At 64.5% G+C, this 21343-nt stretch carries 13 protein-coding genes; 8 read left to right on the forward strand and 5 right to left on the reverse strand.

All coding sequences use genetic code 11. From position 1 onward, the window contains the following. The first annotated feature begins 197 nt into the window (after positions 1-197). Complete coding sequence (locus VM99_19085; protein ID AKK00072.1) at positions 198-2546, forward strand: acyl-homoserine lactone acylase subunit beta; 2349 nt, start codon at positions 198-200, stop codon at positions 2544-2546. Positions 2547-2689: 143 nt separating this feature from the next. Here the strand turns inward: VM99_19085 and VM99_19090 are convergent, their stop codons facing one another. Together VM99_19090 and VM99_19095 are read right to left on the reverse strand one after the other, a co-directional pair. Further along, the gene (locus VM99_19090) at positions 2690-3697 is read right to left on the reverse strand and encodes a peptide ABC transporter substrate-binding protein (GenBank protein AKK00073.1); all 1008 of its coding nucleotides are present in this window, start codon (positions 3695-3697) and stop codon (positions 2690-2692) included. Positions 3698-3870: 173 nt separating this feature from the next. Further along, positions 3871-8685, reverse strand: coding sequence for a hypothetical protein (locus VM99_19095; GenBank protein ID AKK00074.1), 4815 nt, complete (start codon positions 8683-8685; stop codon positions 3871-3873). Between the two features lie 193 nt (positions 8686-8878). Between VM99_19095 and VM99_19100 the strand changes: the two genes are divergently transcribed. Beyond that, entirely contained in the window at positions 8879-9904 is a 1026-nt protein-coding gene (locus tag VM99_19100; protein ID AKK00075.1) for a lactate dehydrogenase, read from the forward strand. A 78-nt stretch (positions 9905-9982) separates the two neighbouring features. Further along, on the forward strand, positions 9983-10696 hold the full coding sequence (locus VM99_19105; protein AKK00076.1) for a GntR family transcriptional regulator: 714 nt from the start codon (positions 9983-9985) through the stop codon (positions 10694-10696). Between the two features lie 106 nt (positions 10697-10802). Here VM99_19105 and VM99_19110 read toward each other — a convergent pair whose 3' ends face one another. Both VM99_19110 and VM99_19115 read right to left on the reverse strand, forming a co-directional pair. Beyond that, positions 10803-11753: a Vanillate O-demethylase oxidoreductase gene (locus VM99_19110; GenBank protein ID AKK00077.1), complete on the reverse strand. Its 951-nt coding sequence runs from the start codon at positions 11751-11753 to the stop codon at positions 10803-10805. Beyond that, positions 11750-12835, reverse strand: a complete 1086-nt coding sequence (locus tag VM99_19115; GenBank protein ID AKK00078.1) for a Rieske (2Fe-2S) protein — start codon at positions 12833-12835, stop codon at positions 11750-11752. The genes VM99_19110 and VM99_19115 overlap by 4 nt, the downstream gene beginning before the upstream one ends. A 17-nt stretch (positions 12836-12852) precedes the next feature. On the opposite strand from VM99_19115, the gene VM99_19120 reads away from it, so the two are divergent. The 5 genes from VM99_19120 (at position 12853) to VM99_19140 (ending at position 20334) form a co-directional block, all read left to right on the forward strand. After that, positions 12853-13047, forward strand: a complete 195-nt coding sequence (locus tag VM99_19120; protein AKK00079.1) for a hypothetical protein — start codon at positions 12853-12855, stop codon at positions 13045-13047. A 3-nt stretch (positions 13048-13050) separates the two neighbouring features. Beyond that, positions 13051-13476, forward strand: a complete 426-nt coding sequence (locus VM99_19125) for a hypothetical protein (protein ID AKK00080.1) — start codon at positions 13051-13053, stop codon at positions 13474-13476. Between the two features lie 108 nt (positions 13477-13584). Further along, positions 13585-14421 (forward strand): AraC family transcriptional regulator, encoded by an 837-nt coding sequence (locus VM99_19130; GenBank protein AKK00081.1) that lies wholly within the window; start codon positions 13585-13587, stop codon positions 14419-14421. A gap of 53 nt (positions 14422-14474) precedes the next feature. After that, positions 14475-15077 carry a lysine transporter LysE gene (locus tag VM99_19135; GenBank protein ID AKK00082.1) on the forward strand — a complete coding sequence of 201 codons (603 nt, stop codon included), beginning with the start codon at positions 14475-14477 and terminating at the stop codon, positions 15075-15077. Between the two features lie 136 nt (positions 15078-15213). Further along, positions 15214-20334 (forward strand): leucine rich repeat domain protein, encoded by a 5121-nt coding sequence (locus VM99_19140; GenBank protein AKK00083.1) that lies wholly within the window; start codon positions 15214-15216, stop codon positions 20332-20334. Here the strand turns inward: VM99_19140 and VM99_19145 are convergent. Beyond that, positions 20303-21259 (reverse strand): methyltransferase, encoded by a 957-nt coding sequence (locus VM99_19145; protein AKK00084.1) that lies wholly within the window; start codon positions 21257-21259, stop codon positions 20303-20305. The genes VM99_19140 and VM99_19145 overlap by 32 nt on opposite strands. Between the last annotated feature and the right edge of the window lie 84 nt (positions 21260-21343).

Raw genomic sequence — 21343 nt, forward strand, 5'->3', positions numbered from 1 at the left:
TGCCCTTGCTTCGTCAAACCCCGTGATAGAACGCCCTTCAGGCGATTAATTTTTTTTCATCCGGTTCGTTTCCAGGGGAGGCACATTCCGTTCGAACGGGCGGCGTGTGGATGTTCCAGGGCGAACCGCAGCCGGTTGTCACGAGCGTCGGTGGCCGTCCTGGTTTTCTGAAGTCTTCATCTGGAGTGAACGTGAGAATGTCCGGGCAGTTATCGAGGATGGCCCTCGCGGGCGCTTTTATGGGCGTAGCCCTGGGGCTCAGCCCCGTGGTCGTGGCGCATGACGACCTGGCGCAGGCCAGCGCCGAGATCCGCCGCACCCGTTTTGGCGTGCCGCATATTCGTGCCCAGGATGAGCGCGGCCTGGGTTACGGCATCGGCTATGCGTACGCCCAGGACAATCTCTGCCTGTTGGCGAACGAGATCGTCACGGTCAATGGCCAGCGCTCGCGCTACTTCGGGCCCGAGCAACTGACGGTGGAGCAGCGGGAAAACCGTGTCAGCGATGTGTTTTTCAACTGGCTCAACACGCCGCAGGCGGTGTCCGGCTTCTGGCAGGCCCAGACGCCACCGGTCCAGCAACGGATCGAAGGCTACGTGGCGGGTTACAACCGGGCGCTGGCCGAGCGCAAGGCCAAAGGCCTGCCCGTGGAGTGCGCCAGCGAATGGGTTCGGCCGATCACGGCGCTGGACCTGGTCAAGCTGACCCGGCGCCTGTTGGTGGAAGGCGGCGTTGGCCAGTTCGCCGAAGCCCTGGCCGGAGCGCAGCCACCCCAGGCGAGCGCACTCAATGGCGCTGTCGCCAACGATTTTGCAGACGCCGCGACCCGGCAGCAACGGTTCGCCCTGGAGCGCGGCAGCAATGCGCTGGCCATCGGCAGCGAGCGTTCGTTCAACGGTCGCGGGATGTTGCTGGCCAACCCGCACTTTCCCTGGGTGGGCGGCATGCGCTTCTACCAGATGCACCTGACCATTCCCGGCAAGCTGGATGTCATGGGCGCGGCCCTGCCGGGTCTGCCAGTGATCAACATCGGGTTCAGCCAGCACCTGGCCTGGACCCACACTGTCGACACCTCCAAGCATTTCACTCTGTACCGCCTGCAACTCGACCCGAAGGACCCGACCCGCTACCTGATCGACGGCCAGTCGGTGCCAATGAGCCAACAAGCGGTCACGGTGGACGTCAAGCAACCTGACGGGCAGGTCAAAGCGGTGTCCCGCGTAGTCTACGGCTCGCAGTTCGGGCCAATCGTCCAGTGGCCAGGCAAGCTCGACTGGGATAACCGCTTCGCTTTCAGCCTGCGGGACGCGAACCTGGACAACGACCGAGTGCTGGAGCAGTGGCACGCCATGAACCAGGCGGTCTCGCTCAAGGACTTGCAGGGCTCCGTGCATCGCATCCAGGGTATCCCTTGGGTCAACACCCTGGCGGTGGACGACCAGGGGCAGAGCCTCTACATGAACCTGTCGGTGGTGCCGAACGTCAACGCTGCCAAGCTGGCACGCTGCAGCGACCCCCGGGCCGGGCTGCAACTGATCGTGCTGGACGGTTCGCGCAGTGAATGTGCCTGGGATGTGGATCCCAACGCCGCGCAACAGGGCATATATGCCGCCGACCAGTTGCCGCAGTTGCTGCGACGCGACTACGTGCAGAACTCCAACGATTCGGCCTGGATGGTCAATCCGGCGCAGCCACTGACTGGCTATTCGCCGCTGATCAGCCAGCACGGCCAGCCGCTGGGCTTGCGTTCACGGTTTGCCCTGGATCGGCTGGGCTCGCTCGCCAAGGACGGAGCGGTGAAGGTGGAAGATCTGCAACGCATGGTCATGGACGATCGGGTCTACCTGGCTGACCAGGTCGTGCCTGACTTGCTTGGCGCATGCGCCGCCCAGGCCGGCAAAGACGCCGCGGCAATCGCCGAGGCCTGTGCCAGCCTCAAGACCTGGGATCGCACTGCGGGCTTGCACAGTGGGCTGGGTTTCGTGCACTTCCAGCACATCATGGAACGCGTGCAGGCGCTGCCTGAATCGTGGCGGGTCGCGTTCGATCCAAAAGACCCGCAACACACCCCGCGCGGCCTGGCGATCGAGCGACCGGCGGTGCTCAAGGCCGTGCGCGAGGCCATGCTGGCCTCGGTGGCGGCAGTGGAGGCTGCGCAATGGTCTAAGGACCGTCAATGGCAAGACATTCAAGTCGCCAGCAGCGGTGACCGGCAGACACCGATCCACGGCGGGCCAGGGGAACTGGGGATCTACAACGCCATCCAGAGCGTACCGGCGGCGAACGGCAAGCGCGAAGTGGTCGGCGGCACCAGCTACCTGCAAGTGGTGACCTTCGACGACAAGGGGCCACAGGCCCAGGGGTTGTTGGCGTTCTCGTTGTCCAGCGACCCGGCGTCGCCTTACTCAACCGACCAGACCCGGGCGTTTTCGCAGAAGCAATGGAGTGTGTTGCCGTTCACCGAAGAGCAAATCAAGGCCGACCCGGATTACCAGGCCGTGATCATTCGTGAGCGCGATGAAATAGGCCGGGTGGCAAGGCACTAGGCCTCATTCCCACAGGAGAGATGGGGCCGGCCGGCCCCCCCCCTGTGGGAGCGAGCTTGCTCGCGAAAGCGGCAGTCCAGGCGACATTGATGTTGGCTGGGCTCAAGTCTTCGCGAGCAGGCTCACTCCCGCCGGGGAATCATTCAGTGTGGAGCTGGCCGTTGCCCTATGGCGTTGAGGACCGGGTTGCCATCCTTGTTCTGGGTCAGGTAGACCGGCAGGACCTTGGGCAAGGAAGGCACCAGGTTCTGCACTTCATTGAGGCTGTAGATCCCGCCGATACGCAGGGAGCCGGTGCTGTTGTCGGCCAGCATGACCGGGCGGGCGAGATAGCGATTGATCAGCGGCAGTGCCTCGCTGAGGGCGAGGTTGTCCAGCACCAGCTTGCCGTTGCGCCACGCCAGTGAGCTGTCATCGGCGCCAATGTCACGCACCTGCGGCTGGTAGTCGCCGGCCTTGTAGCTGGCCTGCATGCCTGGGGTCAGCTGCGAACCGGTGCTGGCGAGCGCCTGGTTGCTGGTCACCCACACGGAACCTTCCACCAGCGTGACCCGCACCTGATCCTGGTACATCCAGACATTGAAGCGAGTGCCTGTCACGCGCACCTGGCCCTGGCCTGCGCGGACGACAAAGGGGTGCTGCTTGTCATGGCTGACATCGAAAAATGCCTCGCCCTTTTCCAGCGTCACCCGACGCTCATGCTTGTAATTGGCAAATACCAGCTCGCTGCCCAGGTTGAGCTCCACCTGGCTGCCGTCGCTCAAGGTGATATGGCGCACATTTGCGCCGGCCTCGAAGTGTTCATAGGAATTGGCGACCCAGCCGAGGTGCCAACCCGTGAACGCCGCCAGGGGCAAGCCGACGGCCAGCACTGCCGCCGCAACGGCCAGCCGGCTCCAGCGGGACCGAGGCCGGGGCGCCGGGGATGCGAGGGTGGCGGGCGGCTCGACGCGGGGCAGGTGATCGGCCGTCGCCCAGATCTCCAGCATGGCTTCATATTCGAACGCATGCAGGGGATCGGCATCGTGCCATTGCTTGAAGGCCCGTCGCTCGGCATCGGTGCAGTCGCTGGCATGCAAGCGCATGCACCAATGGGCGGCTGCATCGGTGATGGCGTCGTATTCGGCTTCCGAGAGTGTAGGTTCGGTCATTGACTCTTCCTGGTTTGCCGCATTCTAACCTTCGGCAGGCGCTGCCGAGAACTGCCGTCATGGCGTTTGAACATCAAATGAGCCGGTTTTTACCCAAAGACGCGAACAAAGGCCTACCTTCGCACACGCGTCGTGAAAAAAAGATCAACGCCGCTCGCCAACGCCTTTGTCAATCATGCCGCATCGAGCTGCCTGCCCAGCTCGCAGACCAGCAACGTCATGGAGTCGGCGTTGCGCAGGATGACGTCGATGCGTTTTTTCGGCAGATGCGGGTCCAGGAAGGCATCACGGGCTTGATCCAGGCTCGCTGCCCCGGTCATTTCCAGGATGGCCTTGACCGTATCCTGGTGGCGAGGAAAGAACTCCAGGCTCCTGAGTTCCTTGGCGGCGCTGTCCCATTCCCGGAACAGCTTGCTGCGTGGCGTGCTCAGCGAAAATCCGTGGTGCTGCAGTTCTTCCTGCTGGTTATAGGCCACCCGCCCCAGGTGCGTGCTCCTGGATATCAGGTCGAGGAAGGGCAGTGGCGCGTCCAGGTAGATGATGTCGAGCGTGTCGTACAGTTGATGGGAAATTTCGTGGATGAGTGTGGCCGCCTGGGCATGGGCGTCGACATTGAACGTCTGCGGGACGAGTGCTTTGTAGCCATCGAGCCCCGGGTCGAAGAACAACTGGGTGAGGTAGATCCGACCTTTCTCCTCAGGTTCGAGCACGAACGCCGTGGCGCCGTCGGCAGGGTCCTTGAGGCTGCCGATGACGATGCGCTGGCCGTTCTGCCATTCCCAGGCCGGGTTCGCCAGCGCCTGGCACAGCGGAGAGATCGCGGCGTGGACCTTCTTGATCAGCGCGACATCGACGGTGTAGACGCCAAAGAAGGCCTTGAAGAACGTGTCCAGCCGAGAGCCCGCAGACACCCCTTGCTCGATGCGATCAAGATTGTCGAGGGCGTTGGCGCAGTAGTACCGCGCCGTTTCCAGGGCCTGCACGATGACGGTGGCCTGGCGCGGATACTTGCGTCGGATCTTGTCCATGCCCCGGGCTTCGATGTTCAGGGTTTCGCCTGCCTTATGGTCGCTGTAGGCGTTGGCCAGGGTGGACATCACCTTGCCGTAGCGGATGGTTTGCCGTTGTGGGTCGATCAGCCACTTTCTGCGGTCGTGGGAAAGCGTGAGCAACGGGCCTTCGCCATTTTCATGGACCACCCGCCAGGTGCGGTTGGCCTTGGCCACTTCGAACACCTGGCCGGCCACGCTGGTGTAGAACCGGCCGGACGCCTGGGCTCGGTAAATGCCATCGGTGGCGCTCTGCTGGAGATCGGCGAGGCTCACACCCAAGGCCTGGAAGACCCGCAGGTTAGTGCGGGTTGGAGCCGTGGAGGCGATGTCCTGCCAGCGCGGCGGTGTCAGCACTCGGATATCCTGCGCCACGGGTTCTACGGGAGCGAGCAGGCCGAAGGTGTCGTCGCGGTTCATCCATCCCAATGACACCATCTCGGCGGCGCCGGCGATAAAATTGTGCAGCCCGGCTTTCCAATCGTGTTGCTGTAACGCTTCGGCCGAGGCCTTGAAGTCCTGGTAGCTTTCCCAGAGCGTCTCGATGAAGGCCAGTTTGCCCTGCAATTGCCGACCGATGAACTTGACCCTGGCGCTGAACAGATGCAGGACCGTCTCCCAATCGAACTGACGGTGCCGGTCGGTTTGCGTGTCGAGCATCTGAGACAACAGTTGCCGGTTGTCATTGAATAGGGTGTCGAGCAGGTTGGTCTGGATCGGGTTGGCGGCCAGGGTGATTTCCGACAGGTGCCCGACCGTGCTGGCGAACAGGTTTTTGAACGTGGCTTGCTGGTGCTCCGGCAGGCGGCGAAGCAGTAGGTCCTGGAGTGCCCCTGGGGTGTTGAAAGTGCTGACGACGCTGGCTTCGTCCTTGAATTCGGTAAAGCAGTGGCCCGTGTGATAGGGGGCATACAGAATCTGCGGTCCGGTGCCGTTGGCGCCTCGGCCGATCAGGTACAGGCCCAACGCCTTGACCGCCGTGGCGCCCGCGGTCTTGATCAGCTCCAACGGCCGAATCACGGCATCGGCGCCTTCCACGGCCTGGCGCGCCAGGCCGTCGGGGATGTCCAGCACCTGGCGGATCAGGTCGAAGGCGGTGGGCGAGAGGTGCTGTTGCAGGTGGCGCGCATGCGCGTGTTGCAGAAGTTGCCAAGGGACCTGCTGACGGAACCTGCGCTTGCGGTCTTCGACACCCGCGCCGGTGTCCGACAAGTATTCCAGCACCTGGTTTTTGTAAGTGCCAGAGATGTCCAGCGACAACAGGATTTGCCGGATCGCGGTTTCGTTCAAGTTGTCCGGCAGCTTTTGTCCGGTGCTGGACGACACCTTGAATCCGGGCAGGGCAGTGATGTTGAGGTGGCTCAGGGCAAACTCGGTCAGCGACCTGGCAGGCCCAGCCAGTGCCAGCTTTGGTGTGACCAGCAACGTGGCGGGGTCCAGTTTGTTATCGGCGAAGCGTGCGGTCAGCAGGGTCTTGAGCCGCGCGTTCACATAGACGGCCAGTGGCTCGACGCCGTCGAGGTAATCCTTGCCGTCGCTGACGCTGCCCTTGTATTGCTCCAGCAGATCGATGTGCAGGCGTTGGTCTTCGAGGGCGGCGGTGCCGAGCCAGGCGGGTAGCGTCTGTTGCCAGCGGTCGGCCTCGGCGATTTGCGCTGCGCGCATCAGGTTGGTGGGCGCGCCTTTCCTGACCAGGGCGCGCAGACTGTCTACCAGCGCGGGGCCGGCCAGACGCCAGTCACCGGCCTTCAATTGCCTCAGGTAACCATGCTCGGCCTCGAAATAACCGATGAACGAATTCATCCGGTTCACCAGCACGTTGTCCTCGATCAGCTCGAACGACGCCAGGCGATAGAGGCCGTGAGGCTTGCGTTGCGCCGGCGGCAGGTTGGCGAGCAGGCCGAAGCGCCTTTGCGAGTCCAGCAGGTATCGGTTCAGTTGCTGCGTGGCCAATTCAACGGAGGAAAAGGCCCGAAAGCCATCGGCGGGTGACCAGAAAATCCCCAGGCCGGAGTAGGGCGTGTCCAGCCCGCCACGTTCGGTCAACAGAAAACAGTTGGGCAGGGGCAGGTAGACAGTCGAGCCGTCCAGGGTGCAGCTCAGTCGCAACGAATAGACGTCAGGCCGGAAACCCTTGACTCCCAGGCGCTGGGTGCGGTCCGGGTTTTCGGCGTCGAAGGCGAAGACGGTGCGGATGAGATCGTGCGCGGCGGGCGGTAGGGTGCCGTTGAGCTCCCGCAGTTCGGCCTCTGCGCGCACGCCTTGGGAGAACACATGGGTCAGTTCGGGCAACAGCGCCCGAAGTTCGTCGTCCAGTGCCACATCGGTGGATTGCGGCAACTGGCTGAACAGGCCGTTGAAGGCCTGCTCGACCGATTGATAGCTGTTGCCCTGGCGTTCCAGTCGGTCGGCCATGAAGTTGGACAGGCGCAGTTCGCCATAGAACGACGGCTGGGTGTTCCAGTGCCCGTGGGCCTGCTGTTCCAGCAACTTGCCATTGATCAGGCTGCGGATGTCCAGTGCCTTGTCGACCAGTGCGTGGACGTCCATGTCGCCCTGGCGCGACATTTCCAGCGCGTAGTGCAGGTTGTTCATCTGCTTGTCGATGATGGCCTCGGCCAGGGACTCGAACACCGGATATGAGAGGGTCTTGCCTGACACGTGCGGCTCGTCGAGACGCAGGAAACGGTTGCGCTCTTGCAGGCTCAGCAGGCTGTAGAGCGCGTCCTTGCGGGCAACCGAGGTGGGCGCACCGAGCAGCGCGGCCTTGAACCCCAGGTGGCCGTCGACGCTCGACAGGCCGTGGTGAGGGGTATACAGGTAATGCTCTTTGCCGCTGATCATCAATGAGCCCGCCAATTCCACGTAAAGCGGCGCGTACTCCCAGAGGCGAACCGACTCCACGAACAACAGCGGTTCCTGCGGGCCGGAGGAGCGGTACAGACGCAGCAGTTCCTGGCTCTGCGCTTCGGTCAGTTGCCGCTTCTCTCGTTGGATGAACACGGCGGCGCGAAAGCCGTCGCTGATGACCTGCGCGAGAAAGTCCCGGCGCGGGGCATGGAACGGCGCGATGGCGTCCCAATAGGTGTCGAGGCGCGCGGCCAGCTTGGGGAGCAGGTTCCGGGCCGTATCCCGCAGGATGGCTTGCCACTGCTGGCGGTTGGACGACGTCGTGGTGATGCCTGGATGGATAAAGTCGACGTCATGCCCGGCGGGCCGACCCTGATGGTGGAAGTACACCAGGACGGCCTCGGCCAGTGACAGGTTGCGGGCGACCCGGCCCGCGCCCATCGTGCCCGGACCGGCGTCTGCGCTGAGCGCGACGCGGGCCTGTTTGTGATCGAAATTCGACAGCACCTCGTTCAAGACCTGGTCGAGCATGACGGCCAGCGACGGCAGCTTGACCAACTCGCTCACCATCGCCTGGGCGTTGAGGCCCTGGGCCTGTTCGACGGACTCGATCAAGGTGGCGAAAACGTCACCGCGGATGGTTTGCCTGGACGAGGTGATGACGGATGCACCGTTGAGTTCGCTGCGCTGGGGAATCGAGAGCAACCTAAATAGTTCGTCACGTTGGGCCTTGTCCTTGAGCAGGTTTTCGAGGTGGCTATCCAACGCTTCGGGGCTGTCGAATTTCTGGATCCCGCCGTAGGGCGTGTAAAGAAAGGCCGGTTTGACGGCCGCTGGGCTTTTATCGGTCAAGGCCTTGAGGGTGAGGCAGCCGGCCAGGGGCACCGAGGGCTTGTCCTCGGCCTGCAGGTGGATGGTCTGCGCCTCCATCGGTGGAGTCTGCGCGTGGCGCAGGGTGTGGCTGGGGAGCGCGGCGTGGTGCAGCCATTCCAGATCGGCCTGAGTCAAGCCGTGGCTGTCGTCCAGTTGGTCCAGGCGATTGGCGTCCAACACGTGGGGAAACAGCAGGGGCGTGGGGGCAGTCGTCATCGTTGCTTCTCGATCTTGGCGCCGTGGGGCGGCGCGTCCATGGGAAGCGGCCAGCGTGGGCAAGAACGACGACCGTGAGGCGGTACATAGTTATCGCGTGAACAGTTGACAGTGCGCGCGCGAAGCGGTGTTTAATCATGGGCTGGTCCGACTTACGCTGTTGCTACCTCCAACAATCACTCTGGAGCTTCAGATGTCTGCGCAATCCGAACACGCTGGTTCTCGCCCCCTGTCCCTCGATGCCCTGGTGAGTTTGCTGGAGAAAATCTTCCTGCGGCACGGCACTTCTGCCGAGGTCGCCCGGGTCCTGGCCGAAAACTGCGCTGGCGCCGAGCGCGACGGCGCCCATAGCCATGGGGTGTTTCGCATCCCCGGTTATGTCTCGACACTCAAGAGCGGCTGGGTGAACGGGCGGGCAGTGCCGGTGGTCGAGGACGTGGCGTCAGGCTTCGTGCGGGTCGACGCCGCCAACGGTTTTGCCCAGCCAGCCCTGGCCGCAGCGCGCCCGTTGCTGGTGGAAAAGGCCCGCAGCGCCGGCATTGCGGTGCTGGCGATCCGTAACTCCCATCACTTCGCCGCGCTGTGGCCGGATGTCGAGCCGTTTGCCTACGAAGGGCTGGTGGCGCTGAGCGTGGTCAACAGCATGACCTGCGTCGTGCCCCATGGCGCGGATCGCCCGCTGTTCGGCACCAACCCGATCGCCTTCGCCGCGCCACGGGCCGCTGGCGAGCCGATCGTCTTCGACCTGGCCACCAGCGCAATCGCCCACGGTGATGTGCAGATCGCCGCGCGCAAGGGCGAGTTGCTGCCGCCCGGCATGGGGGTGGACAGCCTCGGCCAGCCGACGCGTGACCCCAAGGCCATCCTGGAGGGCGGCGCACTGCTGCCGTTTGGCGGGCACAAGGGCTCGGCGTTGTCGATGATGGTCGAGTTGCTGGCCGCGGCCCTGACTGGCGGGCACTTTTCGTTTGAGTTCGACTGGAGCAACCACCCGGGTGCCAAGACACCGTGGACCGGCCAGTTGCTGATCGTCATCGACCCGAGCAAGGCCGCCGGCCAGGACTTTGCCGAGCGCAGCCAGGAACTGGTCAGGCAGATGCACGGTGTCGGCCTGCGACGGCTTCCGGGGGATCGCCGGCATCGCGAACGGGCCAAATCCGCCGAGCAGGGCATCACGCTGGATGAGCAGACGTTGGCGCAATTGCAGGCGCTGGCCTAGGTCGGCTCGCGGTGGCCACCGTGACACGTCACCGCCAGCCTTCTACTATGGCGGCTGTTTCTTGGGGAAATCGCCTGGATGAGTAAGCCCGGTCAAACGGTGCTGGTTGCGCTGCGTAAAATGATCGCCTCGGGGGAGTTGGCCGCCGGTGAGCGCCTGATGGAAATTCCCACGGCCGAATTGTTCGGCGTGTCACGCATGCCGGTGCGCATGGCTTTTCGCACGCTGGAGCAGGAAGGCCTGCTGGTGCGCTTTGGCGGGCGAGGCTTCCAGGTGCGTTCGGTCAGTCCCGAGGAGATTGCCGGGGCCGTGGAGGTGCGAGGTGTGCTGGAAGGCCTGGCCGCCCGGCAGGCGGCCGAGCGCGGCTTGTCCAACGAGGCCCGGGCGATCCTCGAACGGTGCCTGGTGCAGGGCGATGCGCTGTTCGCCAAAGGCTTCGTGACCGAGGATGACCTGGAGGTCTACCACGACCTCAACATGCGTTTTCACCAGGTAATCGTCGAAGGCAGCCACAACCCGGCGATTGCCGTGGCCCTGGCCCGCAACGACCACCTGCCCTTCGCCTCCGTCACGGCCCTGGCGGTGGATCGCCAGAACATGGCCGGCGAGTTTCGCCGCTTCAACTACGCCCACATGCAGCACCACTCGGTGTTCGACGCCCTGATCAACCGCCAGGGCAGCCGCGCCGAGGCAATCATGCGCGAGCACGCCAATGCCACCTTGCGCTACGCCGAAGTGTTCGGCTCGACCCTGGCGGATGAGCGGATGACGGTGATTCTTCGTTCCGAGTGATGATTTCGGGGAGCGGCCTGGCCTGTTGCTCAATGCGGTGGGGCGGTTGTTTGTTACCGGGCTGGAAGACCGCCTTCGCCAGCGGGCTGGCGAAGGGGATCTTTGCTCAGAGGTCCAGCACCAGCAACGGTGTCCTGGATCTAGAGCAGCAGGGGGTGAACTGGTCGTTGCCGGCTTGTTCGGCCTCGGTCAGGAACAGGTCCCGATGCTCCGGCACCCCTTCCAGGACGCGGGTCAGGCAGGTGCCACAGACGCCTTGCTCGCAAGAGATCGGGATCTCGATGCCATGGCTCTCCAGCACTTGCACCACGCTGCGGTCCGCCGGTATCTCGAACACCTCGCCGCTGCTGGCGAGCTTCACCGAGAAAGCGCCATCGGCGCCGGTGTCGACGGGCGCGGCGGCGAAGTATTCGCGGTGCAGTTGGGTGTCCTGCCAGCCCTGGGCCTTGGCGGTGTCGAGCACGTGCTGCATGAATCCGCCAGGGCCGCACACATACAGGTGCACGTCGTCAGCGGGCGCGGCCAGCAGTCGGGCGGTGTCCAGCCGCGTCTCGGGTTCTTCGTCGAAATGCAGGAACACCCGGTCGGCGTAGGGCGCCAGGCGCAGGCGCTCGATAAAGGCGGCACGTTCCCGTGAGCGGGCACAGTAATGCAGTTCGAACGTCGCACCGGCCTGGGCCAGGTGCTCGGCCATGCACAGGATCGGAGTGATGCCGATGCCACCGGCAAACAACAGGCTGCGCCGAGCCTGCGTGGCGAGGGGAAACAGATTGCGCGGCTCACTGATGAGCAACCGCGCGCCGGTCTGGATCTGTTCATGCAGGCTGCGCGAGCCGCCGCGCGACGCCGGGTCATGAAGCACGCCGATAACGTAGCGATGGCGCTCCTCGGGGTGATTGCACAAGGAGTATTGGCGGATCAAGCCGCCGGGCAGGTGCACATCGATGTGGGCGCCGGCGGTGAAGGCGGGCAACGGCTGTCCATCGACCCGGGTCAGTTCATAGCTGCAGATGTCCGGCGCTTCGCTGTGCCGCGCCGTGACCTGGACTTCGATCATGGCCGCTGCTCCGCGTGGTGGGGCGGCTGGGTACTGGCGATCAGCGCCGCCTGCGCCTCTTGTTCCCGGGCAATCCAGCGTTCCAGCACGCGGCGCGACTGTACGCCACCGGCATCGATGTTGAGCTTGAGCAGGTTGCGTTGCGGATGGTCCAGCAGGTTGCGCTGCTGGCGTTCGAGCATTTCCAGGTCTTCACTGAAGATCTTGCCCTGGCCTTCGCGGATGCTTGCGGTCAGGGCCTCGTCCTGCGGCTGGAAGTGCCGGGCCATGCCCCAGAAATACCAGATGGAGGTTTCGGTTTCCGGGGTGATGAAATCCACCACGATGCTCGACGCCTTGAACTGCGGCGCGGCGTGATAGCCGCCCTTGCCGGCATGGGCTACGCCGACCTCGATCATGACGTGGCTGGGCGGGGTGAAGCGGCAAATCTGCCAGCGGTCCACCGGCACGTCGTCGGCCAGGTTGTTGCCGCGCAGGGCCATGCGCCAGAAAGGCGGGGCCATGATGTTCTCCATGTGCCGCGCGGTGATCACTTCGTCGCCTTCGACGGTGGTCTGCGGCGGAGCCTCGTCGATTTCCTTCTGGCCGATGCTGGAGGCGTGCACATAGGTTTCGTGGGTCAGGTCCATCAGGTTGTCGATCATCAGGCGGTAGTCGCAATGGATATGGAACAGCCCGCCGCCGTAGGCCCACTCATCGCTTTGCGCCCATTCCAGGTGATGGATCAACGCCGGATCGGCCTGCGCCTGGTCACCCGGCCAGACCCAGATGAACCCATGGCGCTCCTGCACCGCGAACGTCTTGTTGCAAGGAAAGCCGCGGACCCGTTGCCCGGGCATCTCGACGGTTTTGCCATCGCAGCCCATGACCAGGCCGTGGTAGCCGCACACCAGGTTGCCGTTCTCGACGTAGCCCAGGGAGAGCGGGGCGCCGCGATGGGGGCAGAAATCTTCCACGGCGGCAACCTTGCCCTCGTGGCCGCGGTAGAAAACGATCTTCTCGCCGCAGATCTGGCGCCCCAGGGGCTTGTCGGCGATTTCATCGGGGGTGCAGGCAACGTACCAGGCATTCTTGGGGTACATGACGGATCTCCAGGCGGATGTTGTTCTTGTCTGTGGATCCATTAACACTCTTAACTAATTTTCTTGTCAACGATTTTCAGGGTTTTATCGACGATATGCAGCCTTCAATGGATCCATTGATGGTTGAGTACCTTAACCTGTTTGAATTTTGCCGGCTCACCGCGGATCGAAGCACAATACTCGGCACGCCTTTCCTGCATGGCATGGAGTGATTGATGAAAACCAAAGCCGTACTCACCGAACAAGACGTTGCACAATTGCTGGTCGCGGCCAAGGAACTGGCTCATCAACGGCAATGGGCCGTGTCGGTCTGCGTGGTGGACGACGGCGGCCATCCCCTGGGCCTGTTGCGCCTGGACGATGCCTCGCCGCTGTCGGCCTACATCGCCACTGAAAAAGCCCGTACCGCCGCCATGGGCCGGCGAGACAGCAAGTTTTTCGAGGACATGATCAATGGCGGCCGCTACGCCTTTCTCAGCGCACCGCAGCTGCAAGGCATGCTCGAAGGGGGCGTGCCCATCCGCCACGACGGTCTGTGCATCGGTGCCATCGGCGTGTCCGGGGTCAAGTCCGAGCAGGACGCCGAACTGGCCCGGTTGGCGCTGGAGACGGTGCTGCCGGTGATCACGCCGGATGCCTGAACTCCTTGGAGTCATCCTGGTGGGAGCACCCGATTGCACAAATCTTCCAGACAGCCATCGGCCTGAGCGGTTAATCTGCCAGGGCACCTACAACGAGCAGGGCGAGGCATGACGGCGCACAATTGGATCGATCTCAAGCAGGACGCCACGTCCGGTATCGAGACCGTGCGCGCGCATTTTGAAGGGCATGCCTACGACCCCCATTGGCACGACGCCTATCTGGTGGGCGTGACCGAGCAGGGCCTGCAGCAGTTTCATTGCCGCCGCCAGCAACACAACAGCACGCCCGGCAAGGTCTTTCTGCTGGAGCCCGGCGAGCTCCACGACGGCAATGCACCCCAGGCCGGAGGCTTTACCTACCGCACCTTGTACCTCGATCCTCACTGGCTGGAGCGCGAATTGCGCTCGTTGTTCGACGTCGCACCGGACCATGGGCAACTGGGATTCGCCGCCACCCTGGCCGACGATGCGCGCTTGGCCAGCGCAACGGCGATGGCGTTCCAGAGCCTGCATGACCAGGAAATCCGCATCGTCCGGCAAACGGCGCTCGACACCTTGCTGGCCAACCTGACCCAGCATTTGCACTGGCGGGCGCGGATCAATCCCGATCCCCGCTTGCCGCTGGTGGCGCAGCAGGCCCGCGACTACCTGCACAGTCACCTGCACGAAGACATCGGCCTGGACGACCTGGCACAGGTCACAGGCGTCGATCGTTTTCGCCTGACCCGTGCGTTCAAGGCCGCGTTCGGCCTGGCGCCCCACGCTTACCTGATCCAGCTGCGCCTGGCTCGCGCCCGGCGCTTGCTGGCCCGTGGCGAAAGCGCCGTGGCGGTGGCGGCATTGCTCGGGTTCGCCGACCAGAGTCACCTGGGGCGCTGGTTCCAGCGTGCCTATCGGCTGAGCCCGGCGGACTACCGCAAACGCTGCTCAATTGTTCCAGACTGAGCACTTGCGGATCGGGATGATCGACACACGATCACCCACCGAGAGGTTGCTCCATGGACCAGTTACTGCCGTTTGCCTTGTTCGCCTTTGTCGCCTCCATCACCCCCGGCCCCACCAACATCCTGGTACTGAGCCACAGTACCCGCTTCGGCCTGGCGACCACCTTGCCAATCATTCTGGGAGCCTGCGCCGCGGCGGCGTTGCTGGTGCTGTTGGTGGGGACCGGGTTGGGGGATGTGCTGGCGCGCCATGCGACCCTGCAAACGCTGCTGTCCTGGGCCGGCATCGCCTGGTTGAGCTGGATGGCCTGGCAGATTTTCCGTACCCCGGCCGAGGCCATCGACCCGGCCAAGCCAGTGGAAGGCCCGCGCCTGGGCCTGGCGGGCGCGGCCGCGTTGCAACTGGTGAACCCCAAGACCTGGATGATGGCGCTGGCGGTGGTCAGCGTGTTTGCCGGCACCGACGCCGACCGCACGGTACGGGTGCTCTGGCTGTCCCTGGCATTTTTCGCGATTTCCATTCCGTGTTTGACCGTCTGGGCCTGCCTGGGCCTTGGCGCCGCGAAGTTCTGCCGGTCCGCCGTGGCGATGGGGCGATTCAATCGGGCCATGGCGGTGCTGCTGTTGCTGTCGGCGTGGCTGACGCTGTTGGTTTAGACGCTCGGCGCCGGCAACCCCTTGCAACGGTTGGAGAGTTTTAAACAGCGGCCTTTTCTTGGAGCATCGCGTTCGCGCCGGCTTGGCCGGCGCTACCCGTCGAACGACGCATTGCCCCCAAGGATGGAGGTCCACCATGTCTACCCTCGATACCCATGTCGAGTTCATCGAAGCCAGGCTGCCCGTTTGGCTGAAGCAGGCCACACGGCCCCGGCAGGAACGTTTCAAGGCGCTTACCCGGCAGTTGCAGCGCGACAGCGACGCCTTGAACGCGTTGCTGGGCGACCTGCCTTCGCCTTACGTCTTCACCCTCGACCGGCTCAAGGTGCAGCCGCAGGTGCAAGGCTGGCACCTGGTCAATGGCGGCGGCAGCGTCACCGACGCGTTGCGCCGGGCACGGGTGCGACGGGGGCCATCCGTGACCGATCCGTCGATGTCGGTAATCGAGGCGGCCATGGCCAACTATTCGCCCGACGACGCGATTGTCGGCGGGGATTTCGACCAGAAAGGCGAGCTGTTCATCCAGGGCCGGCGAGGGGAGTTCGGCCACGGCGATGCCCCATCGGACAGCGCGCCCCTGGGCATGAGCCCAGCCAGCTTCGCCAACCTTTGCCGGCAGATGGACGTCGGCGGGGCCTACCGGCACAAGCTCGAACAGCGCCTGCCTCGTATCGTCGACGAGGTTCCCTTGGTGGCGGCCACCTACATCGCCTACGCCCACAGCCTGTTGGTGCATGACGCCTACGAGGCGAAGCTGGCGGGGCGCCTGGACGACATCGGCGAGCGGTTGCTGGCCCACGCTGGCGTCCAGTTGGAGGCTCAACCGGTGGCGCCCTTGGCCTGCGAGGTCAAAGCACTGGCATTGCTGTCTGCGCCGCTGTTCGGTGCCCGAGTGTATTGGGGGCTGGCGGGCGATGCGAACGGGGTTCGGCCGATCGTCCTGCATATCCCCCACGATGCCGTGGCACCGCTCAAGCAGTTCGCCAGTTTGCAGGCGCTGTCGGCAGAACTGACCGAACGGGTGCGCAAGCGCCGTTATCGCGAGGGTCTGGTGAAGTATTTCCCTCAGCGCCTGCAAGCCAGCCTGGGCCCGGCCCTGCATGACCAAGTGGAATGGACGATCACGGACAACCCCAATCTCTTCCAGGAAATCCACGCGCGCATCACCGGTTGGCGCGAGGGGGAACGGGGCGAGGACAACAACCCCCGACGCATCCGCATTCCCGTGCCCAAGGTGGCCTGGAGCCTGAATGAGATGCGCGAGGATCATTGGCACGCCGCCTACCATGAATGGCGTGGCCATGCGCTGGGTAACGCCGCGGCGCTGATGGTGCCGACCCGAGATCAGGATTGGAGGGCGTGGCTGGCGAAGTTCGCGTATTGGGAAAGCCTGGTGGAGCGCTCATTGATGCTCGCCGCGACCTTTTTCCCGTTTTGCGCGCCCATTGGCATGGCGGCGGCGGTGGTCGGCGGGGTGCGCCTGGTGTACGAAATCTTTGAAGGTATCCAGGCGTTCAACGAAGGCCACGCGCAAGAAGGGATCGATCATCTCTTCAACGTTCTGTTCGGGGTTGCCCAAGGTGCCTATCTGGGTTTTGTGGGCGCAGCCATCGAGCCGATGCCCGTGGCCGATGGCAGTGTCCGGCTGTGGAACGGTGACGTCCGAGCGTTCGAGGCGCGCCGCCTGCCGCCGCTGGAGGCCGAGCAGGACGCCTGGGGTGTCTGGCGCACGCCCGACGATGCCTGGGTACAGATCGAGGGCCGTTACTTTGAAGTGCAGGGCATGCAGGGCGAATTGAGCCTGCGTCTGCCCTCCGGGCACCGGGGCGTCAATCCGCCGTTGGAATGGAGCCGCGCCCGCGGCTGGCAATGGGCGCATCGCAACCCGTTGCAGCGCAGCAATCCGCACCTGTTGCGCATGTTTGCCCAGACGCCGGCTGAACTCGACACCCCCACGATCCTCGCGGTGCAGCGCCAGGTTGGGGTCAGCGAAGCGCATTTGCGCTACCTGCAAGTCGAGGCGCAGCCGATGCCGGCCATCCTGGCCGATGCCCTGGATGAAGCGCGCAACTGGCAATGGGTAAGACACACAGTCGAGCGCCTGCGCCGTGGCGAAGCGCCCCAGGGCATGCATTTTCGTATCGTCCAGACCCTGGCGGAGTTGCCGGGTTGGCCCGAGGGCATGACGTTGCGCTATTACGATGGCGTAAGGTTGTACCCCGTGGGCGACCTGGCCGATACGCGGTTTACCTTGTTGACTCGGGCCGACCTTGCCGACGACGCCTGGGCGGCGCGGGTTCTGGACGGACTGCGGGTAGACGAACAGAGCGCGCTGCTGGGGCAGAACAGCCTCGGTTTGCGCCCGCTGGAGCGCAGTCGCCTGTTGGCCGGGCGTTGGGCCGAGCGGTTGGAGCGCGACGCCCTGCGGCTGACCCGGGCCATGGCCCGCGCCACCGGGCTCGACCCACTGGCCGTGCCCTTGAGCCGGGCCTTCCCGGGCCTGCCTGACACCCTCGCCAACGAGCTGGTTCGCGGTGTATCAGGTCACGATCGACAGCGCCTGCTTGAAGGTCGGGTGAGCGCAGACCTTGGCAGACAAGGTGCCGAGGCCCTGCGTGAACTGCGCCTGAGCCGGGCCGTGCGTGCCTTGGCGCGGGGCGAGAGTACGGTCGATCGAGATCGCATCGTCATCCATCTGCTGGCCGATACCCCGTCACTGCGCGGCCGCCTGCACCTGCGCCTGTGGTTGCGCGAGCTGCCGGACCCGATCGAAGTGGGGCAGGGTGACGCGTTCAAAGTCATCCGTCAGGAAGGCGACCGGTATCGGCCCTTCGACGAAACCGGCGAGGAGCTGGCGAGCGCCATGGGACTCGAAGATGCGCTGCTCAGGGCCATGCCGGACGATGCCCGTCAGGCGCTGGGGGTGAACATCTGGGAGGCGGACAAGCTTCGCAGCCAGCTATTGGCCCAAGCCCTGGACGACCGCCCAGCCTTGCGTCCCTACCTGGCGATGCGCAGCCTGGACAGCCTCGGCTCGACGCCGCAGTGGTTGAATGGACACCTGGCCTATCCACTCAGCGGCCGTGGCCGGCTGCCGCTGTCGGAGTGGAACGCCAGCTTGAACCGGCGGCTTGAACAGCTGTTTCCCGCCCACGCGGGGGACGCCCTTGCACGCCTGCGATCGGGCCTGACAGGTGAGGCACAACGCGATGGCATTCGTTTCAACGATCTGGTCAGCCGCCTGGAAAACGAATGGACGGCCTTGGACCAAGGGTTGCGCCAGTGGGAGGAGCACGAGGGCTTTCATCATCCCGTCGAGCAGGCGCTGGACCGTGAAGCGCTGCTGGCGCAACGCCGCGGCGTCGCCCGGGTCATTCGTCGTGCCTGGCAGCGAGCCCCCGATCCGGGCAGCGAGGGCAGTGAGTTGGTCGTGCGGATCGAAAACATTCCTATTGGCCGGCTGCCTCCGGTCGCCGTTCGTTTGGAGCACATCGAAACGATGATCCTGGCCAACCTGGGGCTGGTAGAAGACCCTTCGGATTTCCTGCGGATGTTCCCTGGCCTCGACTCACTGGACCTGCGGGACAATCATCTCACCCGCGTCCCCGCCGCCGTGGCGCAGTTGCCGGCATTGGTGGAACTGTCGATGAGCCGCAACCCGCTGCACCTGGACGCGAATGTGTTCACGCCGTTGCTGGGCAGCGACCCCTATATCCCTCTCTGGAGCCTGGACCTTTCCGGCATCGGCAGCGCCCAGGCCGGGACCGATGCCGAGGTGATCGCCGCCATCAGTAGCTTGGCCGCACAGCGGTCCCTGCGCGAGATCATCTGGACCGACAACCTGGGGTTCACGCCTGAACAGTTGCAGACCTTGACCACTTCGTTGCCGGACCTGCTCTCGCTGAACCTGGGGCGCTGTGGCCTGCGCCTGGATGAGGAGGGCAGCGCCTTCCTGCGCGCCGCCACAGCACTGCGGGAACTGCGCCTGAACGAAAACAACTGTCGCGACCTGCCCGAGCTGCCGGAACTGGTCAACCTGATGACGCTGGAGCTGGGCCGCAGTGGGCTCGAACGAGTGCCCCAACTGGCCTTGACCGTGCTGTCCAGGCACACCGAGGTGTCCATCTTCGACACGTTCGTCGTCGACCTGAGTGGCAATCGCATCACCCGCATCGACGCTGACCTGCTGCCGTCGCTTGCGCCCTTGGCCGATAATGATTCGCTAGGGGTGTGGCTCGATGACAACCCGCTGCCCAGCGCCCAGGTCAATGCCCTGCGAAGGATTTTCCCTGAGTCTTTCCGCTATACCGTCGATGATTGGCTGTACATTTCGCCCTCGCTCCAGAGGGCGCTGGAGGACGCCCGTGACGATCCGGGAATGCGCAGCTTCATCGACTGGTTCTCGACGCTCGTGCGCGACGCCGATAACGGCACGATGGCCGGACTGGCCTTCAGCGTCCGCCAGCGGGCTGCCGCGGTCTTGCAGCATTTCATGGGCTATCCAGGCGCCTACGACCGCCTCCCGACGTTGATCGGCGACTTCGACCAGCAATTGCGGCAACTGCGTTCGCGCTTGCAGGCCCGTACCCTGGACCGGGAGCAACCGGACCTTCCCGAGCTGGAGCTGCACTTTCGGATGTTCCAGTCGGTCATGCGTGCGCGCCTGTCCCGCCACGGCGCGCCGTTCGCCAGCTTCCTGGCCGAGCACCACGCCAATTGGGAATACGCGCTGATGTCGCGCTTCCCCGATGCCGCGCAACTGGAGGCGCAGATGACCCGGGACGCGTTCATCGACTGGCTCAGCGGCGCGCAGGACACCTTCAATAGTAACGATCAAGCCCCGAGCGTGGGCGAGATGCTGTGGCGGCCCTACCTGGGCTTGATGTCGCCCCAATGGGCGGAAGGGCTGGCGATCTGGGAAACCCTCGATGACGACCTGGTGAATGCCTTCAGCGGGCCGGTGAACCCAGCGCGATGGCCCCAGGCGATGCTGGACAACCTGGTGCACCCGGACCCGGAGCTGCCCAGCCCCCTGGAACCGGTCACGGAGGGCGAGCGAACCGTCTGGCGCCGCACGGGGCTGGAAGCGGTCGCAGATGTGGACTGGGCCGCCGGCCGACCAGTGACCCTCACCGAGGACCAGCTGCGTCGCACCATGGCCATCTACCGTTCGGTCAAGAGTCGCGAGGTCGAGGCGTTGGTGCGCCGGGTCACCATGGGCCTGGTCAATGCCTGGTGGCCGGTGCTGCCGCTTTGAAGACCAGCGCCTTCAGGCCGCACTGAGGGTCGATGTCGGGAAACTCCGGCGGGTTGGCCAGGCGTTCGCTGAAGGCCAGCCCGGGGGCTTCGCGGGTGACGCCGTCGATCAGAAACTCTGTGCCGGTGGCCGGGTCATTGCTGCACGCCAGGACGGTGCCGTCGGCAGTCAACAGTTCCGGCAGCCGGCGCAGCACCCGTTGGTAATCCTTGGTCAGCAGGAAACTGCCTTTCTGGAAGGTCGGCGGGTCGATGATCACCAAGTCGTAGGGGCCGCTGTTGATCACCTTGCCCCAGGACTTGAACAGGTCGTGGCCGAGGAAACTCACCTGGCTCAGGTCATGGCCGTTCAGGCGATGGTTGTCGCGGCCCCGGCTCAAGGCCGCGCGGGACATGTCCAGGTTGACCACGTGCTGTGCGCCGCCGGCGATGGCCGCCACCGAAAAACCACAGGTGTAGGCGAACAGGTTCAGCACGCGTTTGCCCGCGGCGTGGGCCCGCACCCAGTCGCGGCCGTAGCGCATGTCGAGGAACAGGCCGTTGTTCTGCTTCTTGCCCAGGTCGATCCGGTAACGCAGGCCACCTTCGGTCAGGGTCCACTCGTCGATGGGCTCGCCCACCAGCCACTGGGTGAGGCTCTGCGGCAGGTAACGGTGTTGCACGGCCAGGGTATGGGCCTGGCTCTGTTGCCAGGCCGGCGTAGTCGTGAGGGCGAGCAGGGTCGACAACAGGTCCTGCAACTGCGCCGGTTCCGGCTCCTTGAACACCGAGACCAACACCACGCCCTGGAGCCAATCGACGGTGAGCTGTTCCAGCCCTGGCCAGCAGCGTCCGCGGCCATGGAACAGGCGGCGGGTTTCTTCCGGCACGCAGGCCAGGGCGGTCAGCAAATGGGTCTGCAGGGTGTGAAGGGCTTCAGGGTTCATCAGGCAACGCCGGCGAGTCGAAAGGCCGGCATTTTAGCGATAGCCCGGTCAGGTGCAATCCTTGTGGCGAGGGGATTTACCCGC

Source organism: Pseudomonas chlororaphis (assembly GCA_001023535.1).
Lineage (GTDB): Bacteria > Pseudomonadota > Gammaproteobacteria > Pseudomonadales > Pseudomonadaceae > Aquipseudomonas > Aquipseudomonas chlororaphis_E.